Source organism: Sporomusa intestinalis (genome assembly GCF_055383785.1).
Genome location: NZ_AP042390.1, coordinates 3194110 through 3219305 on the forward strand (window position 1 = coordinate 3194110; position 25196 = coordinate 3219305).

25 protein-coding genes are annotated in these 25196 nt (G+C 48.7%); 1 reads left to right on the forward strand and 24 read right to left on the reverse strand.

The genetic code is table 11. The annotated features are described in order from the left end of the window. Nucleotides 1-21 precede the first annotated feature (21 nt). The 18 genes from ACZ481_RS15175 to ACZ481_RS15260 form a co-directional block, all read right to left on the reverse strand. The gene (locus tag ACZ481_RS15175; protein ID WP_464766191.1) at nt 22-222 is read right to left on the reverse strand and encodes a hypothetical protein; all 201 of its coding nucleotides are present in this window, start codon (nt 220-222) and stop codon (nt 22-24) included. Between the two features lie 38 nt (nt 223-260). Then, entirely contained in the window at nt 261-524 is a 264-nt protein-coding gene (locus tag ACZ481_RS15180; RefSeq protein WP_464766192.1) for a hypothetical protein, read from the reverse strand. A 100-nt stretch (nt 525-624) separates the two neighbouring features. Next, nucleotides 625-1020: a hypothetical protein gene (locus ACZ481_RS15185; protein WP_464766193.1), complete on the reverse strand. Its 396-nt coding sequence runs from the start codon at nt 1018-1020 to the stop codon at nt 625-627. A gap of 202 nt (nt 1021-1222) precedes the next feature. After that, complete coding sequence (locus ACZ481_RS15190) at nt 1223-2053, reverse strand: methyl-accepting chemotaxis protein (protein ID WP_464766194.1); 831 nt, start codon at nt 2051-2053, stop codon at nt 1223-1225. Between the two features lie 370 nt (nt 2054-2423). Next, the gene (locus tag ACZ481_RS15195; RefSeq protein ID WP_464766195.1) at nt 2424-3602 is read right to left on the reverse strand and encodes an acetyl-CoA C-acetyltransferase; all 1179 of its coding nucleotides are present in this window, start codon (nt 3600-3602) and stop codon (nt 2424-2426) included. Between the two features lie 41 nt (nt 3603-3643). After that, nucleotides 3644-4291, reverse strand: coding sequence for a 3-oxoacid CoA-transferase subunit B (locus tag ACZ481_RS15200; protein WP_464766196.1), 648 nt, complete (start codon nt 4289-4291; stop codon nt 3644-3646). 16 nt (nt 4292-4307) lie between these two features. Further along, complete coding sequence (locus ACZ481_RS15205; RefSeq protein ID WP_464766197.1) at nt 4308-4955, reverse strand: CoA transferase subunit A; 648 nt, start codon at nt 4953-4955, stop codon at nt 4308-4310. 255 nt (nt 4956-5210) lie between these two features. Continuing rightward, on the reverse strand, nt 5211-6290 hold the full coding sequence (gene buk / locus ACZ481_RS15210; protein ID WP_464766198.1) for a butyrate kinase: 1080 nt from the start codon (nt 6288-6290) through the stop codon (nt 5211-5213). Nucleotides 6291-6350: 60 nt separating this feature from the next. Continuing rightward, nucleotides 6351-7268, reverse strand: a complete 918-nt coding sequence (locus ACZ481_RS15215) for a bifunctional enoyl-CoA hydratase/phosphate acetyltransferase (RefSeq protein WP_464766199.1) — start codon at nt 7266-7268, stop codon at nt 6351-6353. Nucleotides 7269-7322: 54 nt separating this feature from the next. Then, complete coding sequence (locus ACZ481_RS15220) at nt 7323-8513, reverse strand: thiolase family protein (RefSeq protein ID WP_464766200.1); 1191 nt, start codon at nt 8511-8513, stop codon at nt 7323-7325. 112 nt (nt 8514-8625) lie between these two features. Next, a complete protein-coding gene (locus ACZ481_RS15225) occupies nt 8626-9405 on the reverse strand; it encodes an SDR family NAD(P)-dependent oxidoreductase (RefSeq protein WP_464766201.1) in 780 nt (259 codons plus the stop codon). Between the two features lie 26 nt (nt 9406-9431). After that, nucleotides 9432-10274, reverse strand: a complete 843-nt coding sequence (locus ACZ481_RS15230) for a beta-keto acid cleavage family enzyme (RefSeq protein ID WP_464766202.1) — start codon at nt 10272-10274, stop codon at nt 9432-9434. A gap of 45 nt (nt 10275-10319) precedes the next feature. Next, complete coding sequence (locus ACZ481_RS15235; RefSeq protein WP_464766203.1) at nt 10320-11282, reverse strand: 3-hydroxyacyl-CoA dehydrogenase family protein; 963 nt, start codon at nt 11280-11282, stop codon at nt 10320-10322. A gap of 72 nt (nt 11283-11354) precedes the next feature. Further along, nucleotides 11355-12260 (reverse strand): cyclase family protein, encoded by a 906-nt coding sequence (locus ACZ481_RS15240; protein ID WP_464766204.1) that lies wholly within the window; start codon nt 12258-12260, stop codon nt 11355-11357. 68 nt (nt 12261-12328) lie between these two features. Continuing rightward, entirely contained in the window at nt 12329-12664 is a 336-nt protein-coding gene (locus ACZ481_RS15245) for a cupin domain-containing protein (protein WP_464766205.1), read from the reverse strand. Between the two features lie 365 nt (nt 12665-13029). Next, the gene (locus ACZ481_RS15250) at nt 13030-13362 is read right to left on the reverse strand and encodes a DUF3870 domain-containing protein (protein ID WP_464766206.1); all 333 of its coding nucleotides are present in this window, start codon (nt 13360-13362) and stop codon (nt 13030-13032) included. A 154-nt stretch (nt 13363-13516) separates the two neighbouring features. Next, nucleotides 13517-14185, reverse strand: a complete 669-nt coding sequence (locus tag ACZ481_RS15255; RefSeq protein ID WP_464766207.1) for a GntR family transcriptional regulator — start codon at nt 14183-14185, stop codon at nt 13517-13519. Between the two features lie 497 nt (nt 14186-14682). Beyond that, the gene (locus tag ACZ481_RS15260) at nt 14683-15489 is read right to left on the reverse strand and encodes a MerR family transcriptional regulator (protein WP_464766208.1); all 807 of its coding nucleotides are present in this window, start codon (nt 15487-15489) and stop codon (nt 14683-14685) included. A gap of 237 nt (nt 15490-15726) precedes the next feature. Between ACZ481_RS15260 and ACZ481_RS15265 the strand changes: the two genes are divergently transcribed. Further along, complete coding sequence (locus ACZ481_RS15265; RefSeq protein WP_464766209.1) at nt 15727-17034, forward strand: MFS transporter; 1308 nt, start codon at nt 15727-15729, stop codon at nt 17032-17034. 180 nt (nt 17035-17214) lie between these two features. On the opposite strand, the gene ACZ481_RS15270 is transcribed toward ACZ481_RS15265, so the two are convergent. The 6 genes from ACZ481_RS15270 to ACZ481_RS15295 form a co-directional block, all read right to left on the reverse strand. After that, nucleotides 17215-17850: a TorD/DmsD family molecular chaperone gene (locus ACZ481_RS15270; protein WP_464766210.1), complete on the reverse strand. Its 636-nt coding sequence runs from the start codon at nt 17848-17850 to the stop codon at nt 17215-17217. Next, entirely contained in the window at nt 17850-20663 is a 2814-nt protein-coding gene (locus tag ACZ481_RS15275) for a molybdopterin-dependent oxidoreductase (RefSeq protein WP_464766211.1), read from the reverse strand. The genes ACZ481_RS15270 and ACZ481_RS15275 overlap by 1 nt, the downstream gene beginning before the upstream one ends. 38 nt (nt 20664-20701) lie before the next feature. Next, complete coding sequence (locus ACZ481_RS15280) at nt 20702-21322, reverse strand: 4Fe-4S dicluster domain-containing protein (protein WP_464766212.1); 621 nt, start codon at nt 21320-21322, stop codon at nt 20702-20704. Nucleotides 21323-21368: 46 nt separating this feature from the next. After that, nucleotides 21369-22355, reverse strand: a complete 987-nt coding sequence (gene nrfD, locus ACZ481_RS15285; RefSeq protein WP_464766213.1) for an NrfD/PsrC family molybdoenzyme membrane anchor subunit — start codon at nt 22353-22355, stop codon at nt 21369-21371. Nucleotides 22356-22823: 468 nt separating this feature from the next. Beyond that, nucleotides 22824-23720, reverse strand: coding sequence for a LysR family transcriptional regulator (locus tag ACZ481_RS15290; protein ID WP_464766214.1), 897 nt, complete (start codon nt 23718-23720; stop codon nt 22824-22826). Nucleotides 23721-24001: 281 nt separating this feature from the next. Further along, nucleotides 24002-25195, reverse strand: a complete 1194-nt coding sequence (locus ACZ481_RS15295) for an MFS transporter (RefSeq protein ID WP_464766215.1) — start codon at nt 25193-25195, stop codon at nt 24002-24004. Nucleotide 25196: the final 1 nt, after the last annotated feature.

Below are 25196 nucleotides of genomic sequence, written 5' to 3' on the forward strand. Positions count from 1 at the left end.
CCTCAGTAATAATAACCTGCATTAAGTCACCTCAACCAATGACTTGGCAAAATCTGAGGTGGGATGAATCTTGAGCATACCGCCCACGAGATTGCCGTTGACGATTTCAAAACAGCGGAGGTTGTACACCTCTGACACCACTACTTTAAAGACTCTGCCGTCAGGAGCCCGGTACAGGCTGTTCAGTTTAAATAAGTGCTGGACCATAATGTTATTAGGCACTGTTAACCCTCCCCTCAAATCAGTCCCCGCTTATTTGTTTAACAGCAAGGCGGCTTTACCCGTTTGAAACTGGCTTGCAGGCCATACTTTTCATAGCGTACACTGCCGGCCGGCTGCCAGTCCTCCCGGCTGTCCATAATCGCGTGCACTGCTGCCATTACCGCCGGAGCGGGCACACCGCAGCCGCCTAACCCCTCGTACCAGATCTGGCGCGCACAGATCGTGTCGCCGGGGAAACCGGCAAGATACTGCGCTACAGCGCCAGGCAGTTTTTCCTTATCGCCGGTAGCAATCTTTGACATGACAACACCTCATTTCTAATATAAATACAGGCAAAATTGGGGTGCGAAAAATGGCCTCGCCATTATTCTACCGTTTTAGAGCTGACAAGGTACTGTCCCGTTATTGTCCGGCCTTGCCCGGCTGGGGACAGATAAATTCGATATCCCGGTCCCCAGCCCTGTCGTTACCGGGGAACATGGCCAGGATGCCCTCTTCCGCACTGCTCATAACACCATAGATATTGAATTTTTTGTCAAATTGCACCATAAAGAGGCAATCCGCCAGATTGGCAAGATTGCGGATAATGGCCGTATACTTCTCATCTTGGGGAAATTGCTTCTGTCCGCCCTGCGGCGAGCCGGGTGAATGAGAAAATAGGTGGAACTTATCACCAAACGCCAAAATGTACAGAAAATCATTGCTGGAACGGGCAACCACCATATTGTTGTCGGCTAGTGCCTTGATTATTTTGTCGCCCTCTTTGGGCAGAACACTCAGGTTGATGATGTTTTTCACAAATTAAGCCTCTCCTTACCTTTTCCAGCCGCCAACAGGGCTAGTACTTTATCTCCCTTAAAACCAAGGATATTTTGCGCATCTTTTCCTGCACTGCTTCGTTGTCGTCGCCTTACATATGTCCGATATGCGCGGTTCCTCCGCCTTGCATTGCGAAAAAATCTACGCAAACTATTCCCTCGCTTTTAAGAAAGATTAAGTACTAATAGTTTTGGGCAATTTTTTCTAATAGTGCGGCCGTAGCACTTAATTCTTCAATCGAGGCTGTGATTTGCTGCAAGGCTGCCGCTTGTTCCTGAAAGGTGAGGTTTTCATTGGCGATTTCCGCGGCTACTTCCTGAACATGATCCTGAATTTTTTTTATGGTTTCACCAACCTGCCTGATACTGGCGGTGCTGGAAACAGATAATTTCCTGATTTCTTCCGCCACAACGCTGAAGCCCCGGCCCTGCTCACCGGCTCTGGCTGCTTCAATCGCCGCGTTCAGTCCCAGCAGATTGGTTTGGCTGGCAATATTCTGAATCACGTTCAAAATGCTGTCAGAATTTTTTGTTTCATTATGGGTCATGTCAATCTTGGTCAATATCGATTTGCTCATAACGGCAGTGTCCTGGACGCCGGTTGTTATCGTGCCGATGCCGGCCGAGATTTGCTGCAGCGCGGCCGAAACGTTTTGTGATATTTCACAAATTTGGTCCTGCTTTTTAAGGCTTCTGGCAATCCCAATAGCCCCGATTACATTACCGTCCCCGTCTATGAGAGGAATGCCGGTTCCCCGCACAGCAAAGCCAAAAACCTCTTTGCCAATCTTCATGGTGACTACTTTTCCCTGCTGCAGCGCCTCGTAAATCGCAGTTCCCTTGCGTATGGGATCACCTGCTTTATGGGGTGAAGGCAGGTTGGGGTTCTGCACAATTAATACATGCTGCTCTCTGCCGGTTAAAACGATAGTTGCATCCTCGTCAAAGAAGCTGGGCAAATAGGGGGCAATTGCATGAAAAGCTTTAAAAATTTCCTCAGTCGTTTTTGACATTGTAACGCTCCTGCCAATGCCCTTTTACTTATTGCCTGCCGCTTGGGAAACTGCTCAGCTCCCCCCTCTTTACCGTTATTGGCGGCTCCGTCCTAGCGAAAAACAAAAAGCCTAACTCATAGAAAGCAGCAAATAATCGCTGCCAGTCTAGTGAGCTAGGCTTACATACTTTACGCCAGAATTTTTATTCTGATCCCATATATAAGCTACTCAGGCAAATTATTAATTTTATATTCTGACTATTATTATAAGCCAGGATTCGCCGACAGTCAATTCCCCCGCCACCGTTTGCAGCTAAAAGTTTCCCGGTCCTGACCGGACTTGCTAAGAGCCAGGGCTGTCGAAGCTTTGCCGGCCAAGCCTGAACGCGTTATACCTGCTCGATAATTATGGCAATCCCCTGGCCCCCGCCGATGCAAAGAGTTGCCAGCCCCCGCTTAAGCCCGCGTGACTGCAGGGCATGAAGCAGCGTAACCAGTATGCGCGCACCGCTGGCCCCAATGGGGTGGCCGAGGGCGATGGCGCCGCCGTTGACATTTACTTTGTCCGGGGCGAGGCCAAGTTCTTTTCCCACGGCGAGAAATTGGGCGGCAAAGGCTTCATTGGCTTCAATGAGGTCAATATCGGCAAGGGCCAGTCCGGCTTTGGCCAGGGCTTTACGGGTTGCCTGCACCGGCCCCAGCCCCATAACGGCAGGATCAACACCGGCCGCGCCATAGCCGACGATTCTGGCCAAGGGCTTTAGTCCCAGCGCGGTTGCTTTCTGACGGCTCATAAGCAGTAAGGCAGCCGCACCGTCGTTGATCCCCGAGGCATTCCCGGCTGTTACTGTGCCGTTGGGCGCAAAAGCCGGCTTAAGTCTGCTTAGCGATGCCAGGGAGGTTTCCGGTTTGGGAAATTCATCGGTAGCAAACATGCTGTCGCCGGTTTTACTTTTTATTACGACCGGCACAATCTCCTGTTTAAAGGCGCCGCCCTCGATCGCCTGGTGCGCTTTGCTCTGCGACGCAAGGGCCAGCTCATCCTGCTGTTCCCGGGTGATACCGTACCTGGCGGCCACGTTTTCAGCAGTAATTCCCATATGATAGTTATTAAACGCACACCATAACCCGTCGTTAACCAGCACGTCGGTCACGCTCTGATGCCCCATACGGTAACCCCAGCGCGCCTTATTCAGCACATACGGTGCGTTGGTCATGCTTTCCATGCCCCCGGCAATAAGGATGTCGGCGTCACCGGCCAGGATCGACTGGGCGGCGATAGTAACCGCTTTTAAGCCTGAACCGCAAACCTTGTTTACTGTATAGGCGGGTATCTCCACCGGCAGGCCGGCTTTTATTGCCGCCTGGCGGGCCGGGTTTTGACCAAGACCGGCTTGCAGGACATTGCCCATGATGACTTCCTCTACCGAATCTGGCGGCAGATCCACCTTTTGCAGCGCTGCGCTGATTGCTACGGCCCCCAGTTCAGGGGCGGAAAAGGAACGTAACGAGCCGTTAAAACTGCCGATCGCAGTACGCACGGCACTGACAATTACCGCTTCTTGCATTAAAATTCCTCCTGCTCATCGTTTTCAGCCTGGCCCGTACCCTAAACCGCCATCTCTTTCACATCGGCAGCAACCAAAAAATCGGCGGCCGTAGCGCTTTTAACCGTCTCCAGGTCAACGCCGGGCGCCAGCTCGGTCAGTACCAGGCCCTGTTTTGTAACCTCAAACACACAATAATCGGTAATGATTACATCCACCTCCTGGCAGGCGGTAAGGGGCAGAGTGCATTTTTTTAATATCTTCGGATTGCCGCCTTTGCCTACATGCTCCATGGCCACGATCACCCGCCGGGCGCCGACAACCAGATCCATGGCTCCCCCCATGCCGGGAACCAGCTTCTGCGGAACCATCCAGTTCGCTAAATTCCCTTCCTGGTCCACCTCCAGGGCGCCCAGTACGGTAGCCTGCAGATGTCCGCCGCGGATAATTGCAAACGACAGGGCACTGTCGAAAGTCGCGCCGCCGGCTACGATGGCTGCCGGTTGGCCGCCGGCGTTCGTTATATCAGGGTCCGGCAAATCATTTCCCGGTCCCAGTCCGACGAAGCCGTTTTCCGAATGCAGCGTAACCTGGATATTGTCGGGGATATAGTTTGCGGCCAGTGTGGGAATGCCAATGCCCAGATTTACGATGTCCCCGTCTTTAAATTCCCGGGCGACCCGTTTGGCAATCAAAGTTCTATTATCCAAAATTCCTTCCCTCCTGTTAACTCTGTACAATCAAGTCGACAAAAATGCCCGGCAGCATGACCTCATCCGGATCTAAGGCGCCAACAGGCACAATCTCCTGCACCTGGGCAATGACCGTTTGGGCCGCAGTACCGATTACCGGATTAAAATTGCGGGCTGCCCGGCGAAATACCAGATTACCGCTCTCATCCGCCTTGTGGGCTTTGAGTATGGCGATTGCCGCTGTTAAGGGCTTTTCCAGCAGGAAGTTCTGCCCATCCACGGTAATCAATTCTTTGCCTTCGGCAACCACCGTGCCCACACCGGTCGGGGTAAGTATCCCGCCCAGCCCGGCTCCGCCGCAACGGATTCTTTCAATCAGCGTGCCCTGCGGCACTAATTCCACTTCCAGCTCATTGGCTTGCATTTGGCGGCCTGTTTCCGCATTCGTGCCGATATGAGAAGCGATGAGCTTCTTTACCTGTTTGGCAACGATCAGCTTGCCTATCCCCCGGGTGGGAAAACCGCTGTCATTGGCGATGATCGTCAGCTCCCGGCAGCCCTTGTCAACCATGGCATCAATCAATGCCTCCGGTGTCCCGCACCCCAAAAAACCGCCAATCATGATAACACTGCCCTGCTCAATGTGCGCCAGGGCCTGCTCAACAGTCGTAATTTTTGCCATGTACTCATCCTCCGTGCTTGTAAAATCCCCAAGTAACGGGCTGTTTATAGCGCTGCTTATACCAGCATAATCGTGCCCATATTCATACTTGCAGCCAGGTTGACTTCCCCTTGTCTGGGTTTCCTAGCCTAATACACTTATCTCTCCTGAATATTGACCGCTTTGCGCCGGCAAGTGGTCAAGTTAAAGTCGCCATAATTATCGGTACATGCTCAATTTAATTTGCCTCAAACCGGCAGCCAGAGCCTGGTGAGTTCACGGCGCAATGAACCGATGCGCCGGTTCTTCGCCTCTTAACACGCGCAGCGCACCATAGGCCAGCGCCTCCAGTTCGTTTTCGCCGGCGACGATTTCCACCGGGGCGATAAAGGCTACCCTGTCGCTAATCCAACCGGTAATCAGCGGCGAATAGGCCAGTGCCCCCGTCAGGATGATGCAGTCAACCTTGCCTTTAACAACCGGCGCCAATTCACCAATGCCTTTGGCAGCCTGATACGCCATACCCTGATATATTAATTCTGCGTATTTGTCGCCGTTATTGATCCTGGCTTCCACTTCCAGCGCGCTATTCGTTCCCAGATAGGCAACCAGACCGCCCTGGCCGCGCATCCGCTTGGTAGCAGACGCCCGGTTATGCTGGCCCGAAAAGCAGAGGTCCACCAATTGCCGGCTGGGCACGCGGCCGGCCCGTTCCGGCGAAAATGGCCCTTCTTCATCAGTAAGAACATCAATCATTCTGCCCCCGCTGATTACAGTTGCGGTTATGCCGCCGCCCATATGGCAGACGATAAAGTTTACAGCTTGGAAATCCTTGTTCAGTTTTTTTGCGGTTTTCAAAGCAACAGCCCGCATATTCAACACATGGCAGGAGGCTTTGCGGGTAAGCTCCGGCACGCCCGTCAGCCTGGCAATCTCCTCCAGTTCATCGACCACCACCGCATCATAAATATAAGACGGGATACCGGTAGAACCGGCAAGTTCGTAGGCCAGGATAGCGCCCAGATTCGAGGCATGGTCGTCAATCGGCCGGTAGGTGAGAAAATCAACCATTGCTTGGTCAACCTTATAGGCCCCCTGCCGCAAGGGCGGGAGTTTCCCACCGCGGCCGGCCACGGCCGCCAGCTCTGTTAAGGAAAAATCAGCCTCCTGCAAGCAATTCAAAATTGCCGCTTTACGCATTTGCAGCTGATCAACCATTGACTCATACGAAGCTAATTGAGCAGCATCATGTAAAACCGTTTTCTGAAAAAGTTCGCTTTCATTCTCATATACCGCAATCTTGGTTGATGTGGAACCAGGATTAATCGACAAAATCTTATAGATTTTTTCCATCATAAATTTGCTGCACCTCTAACAGTGTTTATTCCCTATTTAGTCTTACAGGCGCCGTTGCAATTAGTAAGTGGCCGAAGCAGCCAAAACCAGCGGCAAAAATTTACCATCCACTTCGGCAGCCCGTGAGGTTAACACAATTGGCACTTTGCCGCCGATAACCATCCCTGCCGTCCTGGCCCCGGCCGAATAACGCAAGGCTTTATACAGGATATTGCCGGCAGCGAGGTTGGGTAGCACCAATAAATCAGCCTCGCCGCAGACTTTACTGGCAATGCCTTTAATTGCTGCCGCTTCTTTGCTGATGGCCAAATCATAAGAAACTGGTCCCTCTACCACGCAACCGGACAGGCTGCCTGCCTGATTCAGTCTTTTCAGTTCGGCAGCGTCAACAGTCTCCGGTATTTTAGGGTTTATGTCCTCGCTGGCCGCCAAAACAGCCACATTAGGCGTATCAAAGCCCATACGGCTCATTGTGGCTACGGCATTTTCCAGGATGGCCTGTTTCTGATTCAAATCAGGATATATATTAAGAGCCACATCGGTAATCCCCATAAGTTTATGGTAATTGGGGATTTGGACAAAACCCAGATGGGAGATCAGGCTGCCGGTCCGAAATCCGGCTTTGTCACTAAGCAATACCCGCATGAGGCTGCTGGTCTGGATCAGGCCTTTCATCAGAAAATCGGCCTGACCGGTTTGCACCAAGCCGGCAGCTGTATAGGCTGCTTCTTCTGCAGTCTCTGTATGGATGACAGTGTAATCGGAAGGATTCTCGTCAAGTATTGCCAGATGTCCTTTGATCTGTTCTTTAGGCCCGATCAGCACAGGATTTACGATTTCCGCTTTAACAGCCAGGCTGACCGCTTCCAGGGTATGACTGTCCTGGGCAGCCACGACAGCTACTGTTCTTTTTTTCTTATTGTTAGAGCGAACCAGCTCTATGAGCTGGTCAAAATTCCGGTAGATCATACCTTCCATCCCGCCTTTGCTTCAGTACTCAACCCGCTGGCTACAACCAAGGCCGGTTAGGCATTACACCAATTCGATAACATCGGCCACGCCCATTCCCCCGCCGATGCACAGCGTCGCCAGCCCATATTTCACGTTCCGCCTTTTCATTTCATAAATCAGAGTCGCCATAATTCTGGTCCCGGAGCTGCCGAGGGCATGCCCCAGGGCAATGGCGCCGCCATTGACGTTCAGTATATCTGTGTTTAGATTCAGTTCTTTGATGACGGCAATACTTTGCGCAGCAAAAGCTTCATTGAGTTCAATCAGGCCAATGTCGCCGAGATGCAAGCCTGCCAGCTGCAACGCTTTTCTGGTGGCGGCAACCGGACCAATGCCCATAATCTCCGGCGGAGCACCGACCGCGGCCTGACTGCGCAGAATGGCAAGCGGCCGGAGATTCTGCCGCTGCGCTTCTTTAGCCGACATCAGCACCAGGCACGAGGCACCATCATTACGGCCGGAAGAGTTGCCGGCGGTAACCGTTCCTCCGGCCTTGAAAGCGGGTGATAGTTTGGCTAATTGTTCCAGCGACGTTTTGCGCGGGAACTCGTCGGTGTCAAAAACAAGGGGATCCGCTTTCTTTCTCAAAACGGTAACAGGAATAATCTCATCCCGAAACTTGCCTTCCGCAATAGCTCTGGCCGCCTTTTCCTGACTTGCCAGGGCAAAGCGATCCTGTTCTTCCCGGCTAATTCGATATTTCTCCGCCAGGTTCTCTGCCGTTAACCCCATATTCAGCTGACCGTACACTTCCATGGGCTGCGCGCGGATTTGACTTTCGATATTAGAATCATAAACAACAGCATTGCCTGAACCAAAGCCGTACCGGCCATTACGCAGGTAGTAAGGAGCATTGCTCATGCTTTCCACCCCGCCGGCAACAACAATATTGGCCAGGCCGCACAGGATAGCCTGGGCGGCGTTGTTCACAGCCTGTAACCCGGAGGCACACTGTCTCATTACCGTATAGGCCGGGACATCTACAGGTATGCCTGCTCTTAAGGCCGCTACCCTGGCAACATTTGGCACATCAGCACTTTGTTTTACATGGCCAAAGATGACTTCATCAATAGCAGCCGGTTCAATCTGCGCGTTATTGACTGCTGCCTCAATTACGATTTTCCCTAAAATATCCGGTTGCAGGTCTTTTAGCGTCCCGCCCATTTTGCCTACAGCCGTCCTAACGGCACTTACGATAACAACTTCCTGCATTTTATTTCCCCCATTAATTGACAATAGCAATTTATTATTCCTTATAAGATGACCGCCGACTTATTGGGGCGGCGGTCATCCTCACCTTTGCTGCCAGGATTTATACTAACGATTACCCAATGGCCGTCAGACCGCCATCCGGATAAATGATATTGCCGGTAACAAAGCCGGAAGCATCCGAACACAGAAACACGGCAGGTCCGATACAATCGGAGGGCAGAGCCATTCTTTTCATGGGCAGGCCATCAGCAATATCCTTTCTGGCATTGGGTCCGCGGCTGTTGAGAATATCGGTCATCATCGGCGTTTCGGTAATCGTCGGGCCAATGGCGTTTACGGTTATGTTGTACTGGCCGAACTCAGATGCTAATTGGCGGGTAATCATGTCCAAGGCACCCTTGGTGCTACAATAACCTACGTTGCCTGGACCTTTGGTCGCAATCCTACCCCGTACCGAGGATAAGTTGACTATTTTGCCATAACCATTTTGGATCATATGCTTGCCGAAATGCTTGCAACACATCATGACACCGATTACATTCACATCAAACATTTTCTGAAAAGCATCCATGGGGAAATCTTCGGCATTGAACTTCTTGTTGAAGCCCTGGGCATTCACAAGAATGTCCACTTTGCCAAAATCCCTTACTGCTTCGGTTACCAAGGCCTCCACGCTCGCCTCGACCGCAGCATCAACAGTATAATATTTTACAGCAAGGCCACACGCCGCTTTTATTTCCTGAGCTGCTCTTTGGAGAGAATCCATGCTTCTGCTGGCGATGGCAACTTTGGCGCCGGCTTCTGCAAGACCCTGGGCTATCGCCTGGCCAATTCCGCCGGCCCCGCCTACCACTACTGCATTTTTGCCCTCAAGTGAGAATATATTTGCCATTCAAATTCACTCCCCGTTTAGCCAATTTATTGATGTTTTATCAGGCCAAGTATCTGACGAGCTTCCGCAGCCGAGGCAATTTCCCGGCCGGCCATTTTGCCAAATTCAACAGCCCGCGCAACAAGCTGGGCGTTGGTTGCATAAACCCCTCTCTCCATAAAGATGTTATCCTCAAGGCCAACCCGCAATCCGTCGCAGCCGGCAGCCAGCCCGGCCAGCATCATCGGCACATGGCTCCTGCCGATGCCGGTGATCGACCAGGTCGATCCCTGCGGCAGCTTGGGCAGCAGATAGGCAAGAGATTCAATGTTGCCGGGCATGCCGCCAGGTACGTCCAGTACAAACTGGCAATGAAGCGGTGTTTTCAGGAAGCCTTTTTTGATGTAGTACTCGACATTGCCAATCATGCCCGCATCGAAAATCTCGATTTCAGGTTTCACTTGCAGTTCCTGGCACTTAGTCCCCAGCTTTTCCAGGAAAACCGGCGTGTTGAGAAAGACGAAACTATTGGCCCAGTTCATGGAACCAGGGTCATAAGAACACATCTCCGGCTGCAAAACCCCAAGGTGAGCGATGCGTAACTCGTCGGAAAAAGCGCTGCCGGAAGTTGTGAGGTTCAGTACAATATCAAGCCCCGCATCAGCGACAGCCTTGCGTACCTTGCCCACCACCTCTGCGAACTTCTCGGTTGCCATGGTGTTCTTACCGTTTTCATCACGCACATGGAGATGAGCGACAGCAGCGCCGGCTTTGGCGCAAGCCACTACGTCGGCGGCAATTTCCTCCGGTGTAATCGGAACATGCGGTGTCTGTGCCTTGGTTGTGCCTGCACCGCAAAGAGCGGCGGTTATAATCAGTTTTTTCTTCATAATTCATCACCTTTACCTTTTGCATAAAATAATGAAAGGACTTACTTACACAGGATCTTCCATAAGTTTTTTGGCAACTTTAAACACTGCAAACAGCTGCTTATCCCGCTTGGCCAGAACCTCTTCCGTTGTGCGGCCGCTGTAATCATAGAAGCCTTTGCCTGTCTTAACCCCGTATTCTCCCTTGTCAACGCGTTCAAACAGCGCCTTGGGATGATAGTTCTGCTCAGGCATGACATAACTCTTGTTCTTGAAATTATTGGCGCTCATGTCCAGACCGGTGAAATCAAAGCGCTGCACCAGACCGACGACCATGGCCCGGGGAATAAAGCTGGCCTTAACTGCCATATCAATGTCCTCGGCCGTGCAGTAGTCATTGTCCAGCAGATAAAAAACTTCCTGGTTTAAGATCATCTGCATCCGGTTTACAATGTAGCCGGGAACAAATTTCTTCATATGCACCGGCGTTTTGCCGCTTTGGTTCAGCATAGCCATGGCCACGGCTACGGCCTCAGAGTGGGTTTTGTCATTTCTGACCACCTCGACCAGCGGAATGAGCTGCGGCGGTGCATACCAATGGGCAATAATGGTGTATGGCAGCCGCCGCTCAGGCATAATCTCAAAAATGTTCAGAAAAGAGGTATTCGAGGCGATGTACACATCCGCCGGGAGAATTTTATCCAGGAGCGCATACAGTTCTGCCTTGGCATCGCGATTTTCAACAATCGTCTCCATGACGAAGTCGCAGTCAACCACTGCTTCTTCTACGGTGCGGCTAAAACTAACCCGGTTGAATATCGTCTCAACCTCATTGGCCTCAATCATGCCTTCCTGGGCAAAGGTCTTGAGACTGGAATGCAGAATGGAACGGGCTTTTTCCACTGTAACGTCAGACCGGGTATACACGCAGACTTCATAGCCGCCGGTGGCAAAGCTTTGCGCAATACCCGGCCCCATGGTGCCCGCTCCCAAAACCGCAATCTTTTTAATGTCTTCTATTTTTCGCATGCTCTTAACTCCTATATCTAAAATCTAGTTACCGGTAACTCTCAATGAAATTTGCTACCCACGCAAAACCGCTTAAAACGAGCCTTCTTCCCATGCGACCAGACGGACAAAGCCGCCGTCGGCCATTTCACAACGGAAGGGGAAAGCGGCAATAATCATTCTTTTGCCGGTGCATTCGTCGATATCGCCGCCGCCGTTTTCCACGGTGCAAATGCCATGCTGCATGTAGAGACGGTGGCAGGGCTCATAGTCGGGGAACGCCGCTGCGGGGTCCTTACCGGTAGCGGCACGGTAAGCAGCATCCAGCCAGGGCATCTGCTCCTTTAAGGGGTGATGCCAGAGCGGGGCGTCAGTAGCGCCCCAGGTGCCGGAAATACCCTTGATGTGCTTCTCGTGAATAAGCCAGTTAGCAAGGTCAGGGCCGGAGCCGGGGTAATAATTATAGTACTTGTCGTTATTCACCCGCCAGTAGTGATGGAACCCCGTGTTGATGATAACCCAGTCATTTGCCCGAATCTCAAGTCCATCCTTTTGGCAGGCGGCCTCCACCTCGGCCGGTTTGATCTCGTGCCAGATATCGCCGCCCATCTTGGCTGGGTCGCCGCCGGCAGCATTCCATTTCGCTTCAAACTCGTCTTTTAAATAACGCATATCAATGATGATACCTGTACCAATGCAGCGGCAAAGAGGTATTTCGGCCAGAGTGTAGCCATTCGCGGCGCGATCCACCTCCTCTTCGTGCAGGACATGGTTGGGGGCGTCCATGTGGGTGCCGGCGTGAAGCGTGCCCGTGTAGGTCATTGTGCGCTTATGAAACCGGCCCAGATACTGGCCGCGCGGAAACAGCAGGTCTTGCCGGGGACCGGGAAATGGCCACAACGGGGTATCCACACCCCAAGGCAGGGAGAGATCGTAAATTTTCGTCATTTTAGAATCATCCAGATAGAGTCTGGATTTATCCAGAGGCATATAAGCCATAATAAATTCCTCCTTGTTGTTTACAATGCTGTCAGAGAGCCAGTGGCGGAACCGCCGCCGCTTCCAGCCTAACAGTTTACTACCGTCACCAAAACCCTTGCGGCTACATTGCCATTAGCAGCCATCTCCCGGCTTTCGCCAGGCCCAATGTAAATCGCATCGTTCTCGTGCATGATATACTCGGTTCCCTGTCCGTCCCGGACAAGGATAGAGCCCCGCAGAATATAGTAAATCCGCTCCTTATCGGCCGAAGACATGGTCGCTCCGCCGTTAGGAAGAAACTCGGAGATTGACATGGTTACATTTTTGGTTCCTTCCGGTGCCCCCAGCTTGCGGATTCCCCACATATTGAAGTGATTTTTGGCATCATAACAACTTCCCTCACTGGCTTTCACAAAGATCATTATTTGTCCCTCCCTGTTTTTGGCTGTTTGTCAATTATGCCGGCAGCCGTAACGGTTGCATTACGCCGCACTTCCCGGCACCGCAATGAAAATGGTATTACCTCCCCTTCTCTGCCGGAGAACCTGATATGGGCAAATAAAAAAACCTAGCCCCTAGAAGGCAACGAATATACGTTGCTTTTCTATAAGAGCTAGGCTTAACTACTTTATACCGAATTTTCACTCCGGTATCATATTCAAGCTACTCATCATGACAATATAATTAATATTCTTAATTTATTATACTTACATTTTTTAATTTGTTCAACTGTTTTTTATACTCCAACTGACAGACAGCCGGGTTGCCTTTTATAGCCAGTCAGCCGTTACGCATTTTTTTTGACCAGTTTTTTCTCTTTGACCATCATATAGCGATTATGAATCATTTGCACCGCCGTAATCAGAGAACGCTTGGAGCCTGTATACATTCTGCTTTCAATTTCCGCAAGTATTACACTTACGTCTTTTTCCAACGATTTCCCGCTTACAATATCAGCTACAAAATCACTGGTATGTTTACAATATACGGGTGTGGAACATTCCAGTATTGTCCCATTATTGCCGTCAACAGTCAATACTAAGGATACATACTTGAAGTTTTCATATATATCTGTTCCTTCCGGAAGCTGAGCATGGGCGGAAAATAGCAGTGTTTTCATTACTCAATCCTCCTCTCGCCGGATGTTTCCGGGTGTCTCCCGGCCTGATTAGCCATTTTTCAGATAATATAGTCTATACTGTATTTCATATTTAAAATATAGTATAATAATTTTATTCTGTCAATATTTAAAAATATTAATAACTCTGTAATTGTTAATCGCCTGTTAATTGTTCATTATAAAAATTAAAAGTTTTCTTTCTATTTAATTCCAATGCCTGGACTGCTCCATTTTCATTGTGCATCTCCAGGGCATGTAAAATTTTCCTATGTTGCTTAATATCCGGTTTTTCCCGCCAGATCCGGAGGTTAAAGATATTAATGCCACGCTCATTATGATCGGCAGCATCAGTCAATGCCCTGATTAAATAGGGAACATTGCAGAAAGCAAAACAATCCACATGGAATTTTTTATGCCAGGCATAGTATTCCCCTAAGTTTTCCCGGCGCAGCGCCTCTTCCATCTCATTTAGGTCTTGCTTAAGGCCCTGAATTCCATGGTCTGTAATATATTTAGCCGAAAGCCGGATCGCAATTAATTCCAGCTGCAGACGAACATCCAGCATCTCTAAAAACTGCTCCTTCGATAACTGAGCAACATATAGTCCAGCGCCCTGTTCGACCACAAAATTTTCGGAAACTAATCGCTTTAACGCTTCCCGGATCGGGCTTTCGCTTACTGCCAATTCTTTAGCCAGATAAGTAATAACCAACCGTTCGCCGGGGGCAAAATTCCCATTAACGATTAAGCTTCTTATTTCTTTATACACAAGCTCCTGTTTTGTCCTAAATTCAAGTTTATTGATAAATCCCAATGTGATCATTCCTTTTAGTCTTCTGCTTACCTAATTATAAGTCAGGCTCAACCGATTTTTTTTGTAAGGCCCATAATTTTCAGACAATATATGCTATGTAAAACATAATATATAATTAATAAGCTTGTCAAGGCCATAGCAGGACAATTCTTTCTCTAAAGCAGTCACTGAATGGCTCACTCAATACTTACTTCACATAAAAAAATACGGCTTGCGCCGAGCCTTAGCGAAAGCGGAAGCTGATGTTGCCCTTATCCAGGCGGAAAGTTAAACTTTCTTACAGGATAAAAAAGCCTAGCCCATAGAAAGCAACAATAAAGCTGTTGCTTTTTAAAAAGCTAGGCTTAACTACTATATACCAGAATTTTATTCTGCTATCATATTCAAGCTACTCATGTTTGCTATTAATTTAATATTCTTATTTTATCATACTCAATTCCCGGGCTTGATTCAACTACTTTTTCTTGGCCTGTGCCTTGCTTGGCATTACGCCGACCCATACCGCACTACCCAACCGGAATCCATGCTTCAAAATATCCGGTATATTGTCCATTTTCTAATAGGCTTGCAAGTAATATACCTGACGCTGGTCCAGTAATGGTCATTCCATTTTCATGCGCATAAGAAACCATATAATCCAGATGGCGCGGGGAAAAATTCCCCTTTTCGCTGCTCTTAAAAACCGAGTGGATACATTTCGCCTCAGGTACATGCACATTTGGTGGTTCTAATTTTAGTCCTAACTTTTCGACATAATACTTTGAAAGCTCAAAACCCCATTGATAATCCTGTATTTCTCTCTGCAGCAAAGCTTTGTGCGGAATCTCAAAATAGCGATGGACAAACGGCATTACCTCCAGCCATTTCTGAGTTGATCTTAGCAGGGGAGGGGCAATCTCAAAGTCTTCACTATAGCGGTTGATATATCGAAAATATTCAGGGCGCCACTGAACATCGCATTTCCCTATAAAGGTTTGAATGCGCGAAACTTCGTTTCTATGCTGTTCGGAACGTTCCAGAAGAAGTTCGTAATGCTGTATTTTTTTTCGATACTCGTTTTCTTTTTTTTCAAATAGGTTACTCAAGTCCTGAACTGTAGGGGCTTTAAGCAAATTTGCAACCTGGTCAATTGAAAACTCGAACGCCCGAAACCATAAAGAATCAATGATAAAATTAACATCCCAAAAGTCATAGTAACGGTATTCATTATCTTTATTTTTGATCGGCTTAACTAACCCTCTTTTTTCATAATGCCGTAACGTGTCAGTGGTAGTTCCTAGCAACTTTGCAATATCGCCAATTTTATATAACATAATTATTCACCCCATTACAGTTTGACAATATATATAAACGCATTAAACAATACGAAAATCTAATACACAGGCGATCAATAGTCTTGAGCGGAGTATTGACCTTGGAGCAAGACCAAGGTGTAAAGTGTAAACAATGAGAGCCAAAGCACGGCATTATAAGGAAGAGGAATTGGCGTTGGCACTTCAGATGATTAGATTTGGCAAGGTACTAGTAAAATACGGATGGGTGTGATTAAAATGGAGCACGAACAAAATACTCTCAATAAAGCGGCGGCAAAGGTCATAAAACCGACACGCCAGCGGCATTTTCTTTCGTTTATTCTGCTAATAACGGTTATGGTAACCCAGTTCGACAGGGCAAATGTTTCACTCCTAATAGCGGATGCAAAATTCCTCGCAGATATGGGAATTACTGGCCAGCCTACGCAAATGGGTTTGATTATGAGCGCGTTTCTAGTTGCTTATGGTATTTCTACTGTCATTCTAGGCCCGTTAGGCGATTATTTAGGTCCGAGAAAAGCAATGGGGATCGCTATTTTGGCCTGGGTAATATCATTAGCACTTGGTGGGATGGCGCCCTATTTTACATTACTAATTGTAACCCGTGTATTTCTTGGAATAGGAGAATCCATGCACTTTCCCCAGCAAAGTACGTTTGTTAAAAGTTGGTTTCCACCTAGTGAACGCGGTAAAGCCAATTCAGTATGGCAAGTTGGTATCGGACTTGCTCCAGCTGTTGCCATGCCGCTGCTGGCAACGGTATTATATTACTTTAACTGGCAATTTAGTTTCTTTTTTCTTTCTGCAATCGGCTTAATACCGCTAGCGTTAATATGGTTTTGCACAGCCGATACGCCAAGGCAACACAAGAAAGTTAATGATTTGGAACTGAGCTATATTGAAACTGGCTTAGCTAAAGAACGTGAGGGCCAGGAGCATCTCGAAACCGGAAGCTATACCGCAAGCATAAAAAAAGTCCTATTAGATTACAAATACTGGCTGGTAGTTATATTTTATGCGGCCCATGCTTCTGTATATTATGGTGCTTTGTCCTGGTTGCCTGCATACCTGAAAGACGCACGCGGATTTTCCTGGGCAACCATGGGGGTGCTAGCGTCCGCACCGTTCTTGATAATGATTGTTACGAAGATACTGTGCGGATACCTTATGGATAAGTACGGTCGCAGAGCGCCAATGCTTCTCACCTGTATGGCAGGTGCCGGCACAGGAATATACTTGTCGGTGCAGGCTTCTGATAACATGATGTCGGCATTACTGATAACTATTGGTATCGGGTTTTTAGGATTTGGCGGTCCAGCGTGTTTTACACTTCTCCAAGACTTAGTTCCGTCCAATACGATTAGTACAAGTGCAGGAATACTGACCGGGATCGGGAAAGGAATATCGGGCTTGGTGCCAGTAGCAGTAGGCGTTGTAATCACACTGTCCGGGCATACCGAAAGCGGAATTTTGTTTTTAAGCTGCATCGCGGCAGTTGGTGCTCTTGCCCTTGCCGGATTCATTCTAACTGTGAAAAAATACTAACTGATCCTTTCTTCGGAAGATATACCCTAAGAGCGGATAAGTCGAGACTAAGCTGCAGGTGGAGTTAAAACTCCAGCTGCAGCTTAGTCTCACTTTATCAGATCATGCACCGCAAGGAAAAGCGGACCGGTTCGGTATATGTAGATGATCCGCTATCCAAGCTATTAAACGATCAGTTCATTAGAATTCCATCTCTTGCTGCATAAAATCCTTAAGCAATAAAGCAATGCCCCGGTAAAAATCAGTTCGGGCATATCGCTCCATCTCTTGGGCATATTCTAAGGCCCAACGTCCCAAATGCTGCCGTAAAAAATTCCGAAGTATGCCCTGATAATTCTTAACCTTGTCCACATTGCCACTTTCCAAGGCCTTAAGCTGATGCTCCAACAGCAATTGGACAAAAGCAAGTTCCACCCCAATTTGTTCACCGGGTTCGCGCAACGTTTCACATACGCCGCAGTTTAGCTTGGCGTAGAATTGATGCAAGCTGCCCATAACATTCTGCGGCGGTTCTTTGATATAAATCGATTCATACGGAGGACGAGGCCCTCTTTTCGACAGGCCGCGAATCAATCTGGACCGGTCAATCGCTATTTCCTGTAAAGTATCCGCTACCGCATTCAGCCGGTGTTTTTGCGCATATTGCCGAATCGCCTGCATACCCCGGCTTTCCGTATCGTCACTCGCAGATAACGCAAAAATTTGCTTGACAAAATCATGATCGGGCAGGGTTAAAAATACAGAATTAAAAAACCGGCAGCTTTCTATCCTTTTTTTTAACCTAACTTCCTGGGTCATCTCAGTCTCATGAGCCATTATATTTCCTCCTTTGCCAGTGGCCCTCGCAACAGCCCCCTTTTCCGGGTTGTCCTAGCGGTCCGCCGATTTTTCCCAGGCAGTTCTGCTGCTTTGTAAACCTTAACAGCAATGGTAAATTCAACCGCTCCGTCAATCGGATCAACATAGCCTATTGGGGCACCCCAAATATCGTTATAGCTGGTATCATTCACCAGGTCCTTTCCCAGCCAGCGTGTTTTTCGCCCCAGGGTTCCGCCGATGCCAATTGTTTCCGGATGACAGCGCTGTGTCAGATAAGCTCTGCCTTGTGTCTTCCCGAATTGAGATTCAACAACGATTAGATCACCTTCATTAATTCCCTTTTTTCTGGCGGTTTCGGCATTGATCAATACCGTATTAAATTCCGGGTGGTATTTTGAACTCCAATCTCTGGTAATGGGGTTTTGATCCATCGAACCCATGCGGTACAAGAACATGGGCATCCGGAAGGTAAAGCTCGACATATCGTATTCCGGCGGATGATTAAAGATCGGTCTGAGACTATCATCAGGATAATAAGGCACAGCCGTATAACGACGCCTTAATTCAGCCAGAGAGACGCCCACATATTTCTTCGGATCGACCCGTGCTTTTTGAATTTCGGCAATAAGAAAATCACCGCTGTGTTTCTGGGACATCAGATAAATCGGGAAGCGGGTTTCTTTATCTCGGTGCGAAGGGTATAAGTCGGCATTGGATTTCATACCGTGCGTAGGGAAAAACCGATGCTCCTTCAGGTAATTCAGATCAATGCCGAGTCCGCTGCTCTTTAAATTAAGATCCCACATCTCCATGATGGTGTATTCCTTATTTACATCCAGCTGATAGCGCGGGTCTTTAAATTTAGGACTGCCCGGGTTCGGAATACCGACACAGCCGTTTTTATTGACCCAGTCATTGAGAGCCGGCAGGAGGCCTGCCTCTTTCAGGATTTTGATCAGGACGTCGTTGCCATTCATCGTGTTATATAAACGGCCAACGCCATTTTTCCAGATAATTCCTCTGTGCTTGGTATAGAAGTCCTTTTCGCCTGTGGTAATCGTGGCTTCAATGCCGGGAAATAAATGCAGCGAATCCTCTTCCAAGGCTGCGCCCTCGGGCAATAACAGATCTGACATCATCGCCATTTCATCCATATGATAGCAGGCATGGTAGATAACATAATCCAATTTGGCTAAGGCCTCGATGGCAATATCCGGGTCACCACAACAGGTAACAGGATTGGCGGCGGATGAAAACAGCACGGTCGGCTTATAATCAAACCCCCATGCTTGCGGATCGCACATAACACGCAGCATCAGCGCATTGGTGGAATGCCTGTGCGGGAAAAAATCATACAAATCCAAATACTGCGGCGGCCAATGAAAACTGGTAGCCGTCGTGGCTTCGGAAATAGGTTCAACGACACCGTCGGCATTTCTTTTATAAAGAGCCGAACCAGTAGAAGTGATCCCACCCGGATAGCCAATATTGCCTAAAAGCATATTCAGAACACGACTGAAGCAATCAATCAACGTGCCGTCGACATGATTGGATACACCACGGCCCAATATTACCGCTGAGGGCCGGTATGGCATGACTTGCCCGTCAATATTAATCGTGCTGCCGATTTGCGCATGGTCGACGAGCTCAGTCGCAATTCGCCGCAAGGTGTCTGCAGGAATAGCGGAAATCCTGCTGGCCCATTCAGGCGTAAAGTGCCTAAGGCTTTCTTTAAACAAGGCAAACGCCGGCCGAACATCTTCCCCATGCCAAGCGAAGCTGCCTTCCAGGGCCGGATCCTGCAGACTAATGTCATCAAAATCTTTCATACTTTCGCTTGCGGCATCCCAGATTTGAGGTTTTCCGCTGCTGCCGCGGGCATATTCGCCCTTGCCATTAATCAGATAAGGCGCATTGGTTCTTCGCTTGACAAAATCAAGGTCAAAACGGTTTATCTCATATACAATCGTATGCAAAAACGCATATACAATGGAAAGGTCCGTTCCCGGTCTGGAAGGAATCCATTCGCCTTTGCCGGCTTCGATATTACAATAAGGGCCGATTACTACACTGTGCATGCCATTTTCCCAGGCATAAACGGCGCCTCTGGCGTCTCCGTTAGCGCCGCCGATATCAAGCCCCAGCCCCTTCCCCAAAGCAACGATATATTTCACGTGGGCGGCATCATAATTGACCGTAGGGAAGGCCGTCATTGTCAGCGCTCCGCCGTAGTGAACAGCGCACTGCTGTCCTTTGCAGCTGCTTGCATTGGGCGTGCCAAAAACGGACTTTGCCCAATGGCCATGACCAAAGGTGCCATGAGAACACTCGTAGGCGGCAAATCCATAAAAATGCACAAGTTCGCGCGGATCGCGCTCATGGACCTCCTTTAATTTCTGTCCCGCAATTTGGATTGCCTCCTCCCAGGAGATTTCCACCCACCCCGGGTCTTCATTCATCCCTTTCTGGGGATTGGTCCGCTTCATGGGGGCTTTAATACGATAGGGGTTATACATATTCATGATTGCGCCCTTGCCGCGGGCGCATAAGGTGCTGCGGTTGGTCGTGCGCTCCGGATCCCCTTCAAGATTCGTCACAACACCGTTTTCTACGGTAACGATATTGCTGCACGACCCAACTGCCATGCACATGTGGCAATACCCCTTATATTCCTTCTTCTCATTGGAAACCGGACTGCCTTCAGCCCAAACAGCGGCAGTTTTTAAAGCCAATTCCCCGCCGCTTACAGCTGCTGTCGCAGCGCTGTTAACCTTTATTTTTTTTAAAGATTCTTTTATGCTGCTAAACATTTCAACCACTTCCTTCAGAACTATTGCTATTTGCTTCCTTAAAATTCACCCACATAATATACGGAAGGCTTAGTCCCCAACTCCGAGTGCAGGGGAACCGCATCCTTCTCATGAATCTTTTTGACCAATTCGCTGTTCGGATCATCCAGATCACCGAAAATACGGCAGTTTACTATACAAGTCTGAACACAGGCCGGCTGCTTGTTTTCTTGTAAGCGACTGACGCAAAACGTGCATTTGCCAACTGTCCCCGGCCGATGGCAATCGGCCTTGGCCAAAGCAAAAGGCGTTGCCTCCTGCCCCTTACCCCAATAGGGATTATTGGTAGGCGTACTGAAATTGAAATGGCGCGCACCGTAGGGGCAGGCAATAATACAGGCCTTGCAGCCAACACATTTATCGGCATCTACCAGTACCAACCCATTTTCATCATAATGACTGGCTTTCGTCGGGCACTCCTTGACACAGGGGGCGTCGGCGCAGTGCATGCACGCCATGGGAATGTGGCGCCTTTTAGCGAAAGGATAGCGGCCCACCTCTTTATAAAACAGGTTGCCCCAATACGTTTGATGAGGCGTACCTTGTTCGATCTTACAAGCTATGACACAGGCTCCGCAGGCACTACATTTATTCAAATCGATCAACATTCCGTACCTCATTTTTTTCTACCTCCTAATCCATTTGCAACCGGGTTCCAGTCTTGCCTTACTCGGTTCTCACATTCGTTAAAACCGGACCCAGAATCGCGGGTGCGCCTGTACCGTCTTGTCCGCTGTAAAGAACCAGGTTACGTATGATTGCGCCGCCAAAGATGACAAGTAAGGCGGCAACCGCCTCAGCAATTGGGTTGGCGAAGAACAAGAGGATCAGCGGCAGCACGGTCCCGCATAACATAAACCCAATTTTAAACAGCGCCGCATAGCGGCCGCCCTTGGTCCATCTGCGGGCAGCCTCGGCCTCCTGTTCGGTGGTGCCGGTAATTTTAATCCATATATAAGCCGCCCAGAAGATAAACTGGATAAAAAGCAGCGCTGCCAACAGCATGGGCAACCTTTCCAATATGCTATTGGAAACTGCCGGCAAGATGAAACCGCAAACCATGTGGGCAGCAATTCCGGTTGCCAGCGAAGACAACAGAAACAATGCCATTAACCCCGGACCGTTCCATAACGGGCAGGATTTAAGCCTGCCCAGTAAGATGCCAGGATAAATAGCGACTACCAATCCCGTGATAATACAGAGTATGGCTAGAACTTGACGCAGTGCCGCCAATCTGCTCCAAGGCAGAGTTTCGATGCCGAAGTAAGCGGAGGCGAAACCGGAAACAATAGGCAAAATTTCGATTCCGAAGTAAGTGGAGATAAGGGCGGGAGCAATAGGCAGAAATTCGATTGCAAAGTAAGCGAAGCCGAAAATAATACAAAGGGTCATAGTCCAGGCTCCCTTAGTAAGCATCGCCCGGAAGTTTACAAAAACCCGCCAGGCCTGGAAAGGACGGCCGAGTTCAAGAGTCAGCAGGGCTGGGCCACAAGCAACAAAAAAAGGACCCATAAAATTACCTAACAGAGAAGTCCTGCCGGCCCCAAAAAACAAATCAGCTATTCCGGCAACAACCAGCATACTGGCGCCCATACCGCAAAAAAAGAAGTCTAATGCCAGCATCCAACCCCATGAATTATGATTGTGACTCATTTTATTTACACCTCCAAATTCTATTCCGGTCAAATACCCGGGGAGTTGGATTGGCAGCCTTTACCGCCGGCTTGCCTATCCGGCTTCGCCGGCCAATCCTTGTTAGCCCCGCGATGAACTCTACAATATTTAGCCAAACATGATCCTTACAGTTCAAAAGTTAACCAGCAGCTACTCTTATATTAACTAATTTTTCGGAGTCTGCGAATTGTGATTTTTGCGTCTCATTATTCCGAAATTGCATAACGAAATTAGAACTATCTCCAACTAAAAAAATAATCCACCTGCTAACAATTTCTAATTGATAGCAGGTGGATTACTATCAGAATGGACTAGTGGTCCGACTACATTGAAAGCGTAAAATAATTCGTGGGAATTTTTTCGCCAGGCGAGGCGGAGGACGCGCGCATATCGGACATATGTAAGCCGACGACAACGAAGCATGGCGGAAAAAGGCCCGCGAAGTAATTATGATTTCAGTGTAGGCGGACCACTAGAATCAAGCAGTTTTAAGAAAAGTTGGATAGCAGGATTGGTATTTGCTGTTTTCCAAGTAATAACAACGTCAATTTTCGTATTATCCCCTTCTATACTCCCAAACCATAGATCCGAATCCGTCGATTCCATATGGCGGGACAGTATAGCAATACCTAGCCCTGTTTTCACCATTAGCAATGCATTTTCCGGAAAAGAATACTGTTTAATAATATTTGGTGAAAATCCATTTGCCATACATAATTCAATTACACGCTTGAACATTCCGGGAGATTCGTCTTTGCCTGCAAAAATAAAGGGTTCCTGTGCTAAATCGGCAAGTGAAATTACCTTTTTGCCGGCAAAAGGATGATTCTTAGGCAAAACTATCGCCAGAGAATCCCGGTACAATGTTTTCGAACTATATCCTTTTTCCGGTTGGTCAAAAGACAATGAAAACGCGATATCTATTTCTTCGCGCTTCAATGCCTGCGCCAAGGCCCCCATATTATATTGATCCAACTGTAAAGAAATATTGGGATACCTGGAACGAAATTGGGTGATTAAGTCTGGTAAAAATTTTTTTACTGCTCGCTCAAGAAAACCTACCCGCAACTCTCCCGCAATACCGGACAACATCTGATTAATTTTTCTCATAGCCTCATCATGCTTAGCAACAACAGCGGCAAATTCATCCCGCACAAATTCGCCTGAAGCTGTAAGCTGCACCGCTTGGGTATCCCGAATAAACAGCTGCACTCCCAGAATTTTTTCCAGATTCGCGATATGCCTGCTAAGAACAGATTGCGAGACATACAATCTACTTGCCGCCTTACTGAAATTCAATTGTTCTGCTAAGCAGATAAACTCTTTCATCAGACGTATATCCATAAAATTCCCCCCAGGCTGAAAGAATTGAATAACAAGTTAACATACTGGCTATAGTTTAGCAGTAAAACAGGGGGTTGTAATCAAAATTTTTTCGCCATAGATCATAGAATTCATAAATGTTTTAAAAGTTGATCATAATGGTCTCCGTAAAGTTTAGCGCCGGGAATAGTTTTCAGGCCCTGCAGGAGTACAATTAATAGCGGCTAGTTCGAATTGGTTCGAGACTAGCTACGCTTCCTTTTCCAGTTATTCCATTCGTTTAGCATGACTGGCTTGGCAGCTTAATGCCCTTTTTCCACTGCAGGTTCCCCGGCAATAGCCCGGTCAATTCTGGGAACGGGCAGGGTAAAAGCCATAACTGCCGGTACTACAGACAGATAAGTGACTATCTGTATTGCCAGCAGCAGCCCATAGTTGTCCGCGAACCAGCCCAACATAGGTGTGAGTATTCCGCCCACGCTTACTGCCAGGCCAAGGGTAACGCCCGAAGCCAGTCCCAGGCGGTTGGGAAGATATTTCTGTCCCAAAACCGTCATCGGGCTGTTAGGGGCAAATAGGGCCGCCCCGATAGGAATGAGCAGCAAGGTTGCTGAAGTAATATTGTCGGCCATGGTAAAAACCAGCAAAGAAGGGAAAAGCGCGGCAAAACCAAGCCGTGTAACCCTGTTGGCGCCGAAACGGTCTGCCAGCTGCCCGCCAAACAGGGTGCACACTGCCCCAACCGTGAATAAAATAGTTAGCGCCGAGCCGCCGGCGGCTTTCGATTGCTGCAGTATGTTAATCCAGTAGAGCGGTAAAAAAGTATTGAGGCTGTAAAAAATGATTGAGCGGCAAAATATGACTACCGTAAGTTTGGAGAAAGGCACCCATTCTTCTTGTTCTACAGCCTCGTTCCGGGTATCTCCCACCGTGCGGGCAGGTGTTGCAAACTCTTGCAGTCTGCCGGTCTGGGAAGCTATAATTGCCGCCATGACGACTGCAGGCACAATCAGAATCAGCGTACCCTTTAAGCCCCATAGCAACAGTGCTGCCGTGGTAATAACCGGACCTAAGGCAAACCCGGCATTGCCCCCGACGGAAAAAATACTGATACCGGTTCCTTTTTTCTCGCCGGAAACTTTGTTGGCCATGCGCGCCGCTTCCGGATGAAAGGCGGCAATCCCGATTCCGCTGACCGTTACAGCCGCAAACATTGCCCAGTAATGCGACAGCAAACCCACTGCCGCCAGGCCGCAGCCGGCTAACAGAATCCCCCCCGGCATCAGCCAGGGCTTCGAGCCCTTATCGGCAAAATAGCCGAATAAAGGCTGGACAACAGAAGAAACAAAACTGGCCGCAAACACAAGACCGGCAGCGGCAGTGTAGCTCAAACCGTACTCCCAAATAAGAAAAGGCAGTATGGCCGGCAAAGCTCCCTGATTCAAATCGGTAAATAAATGCCCGGCAGACAACAGCCAAACAAAGCGTTTTTTCATT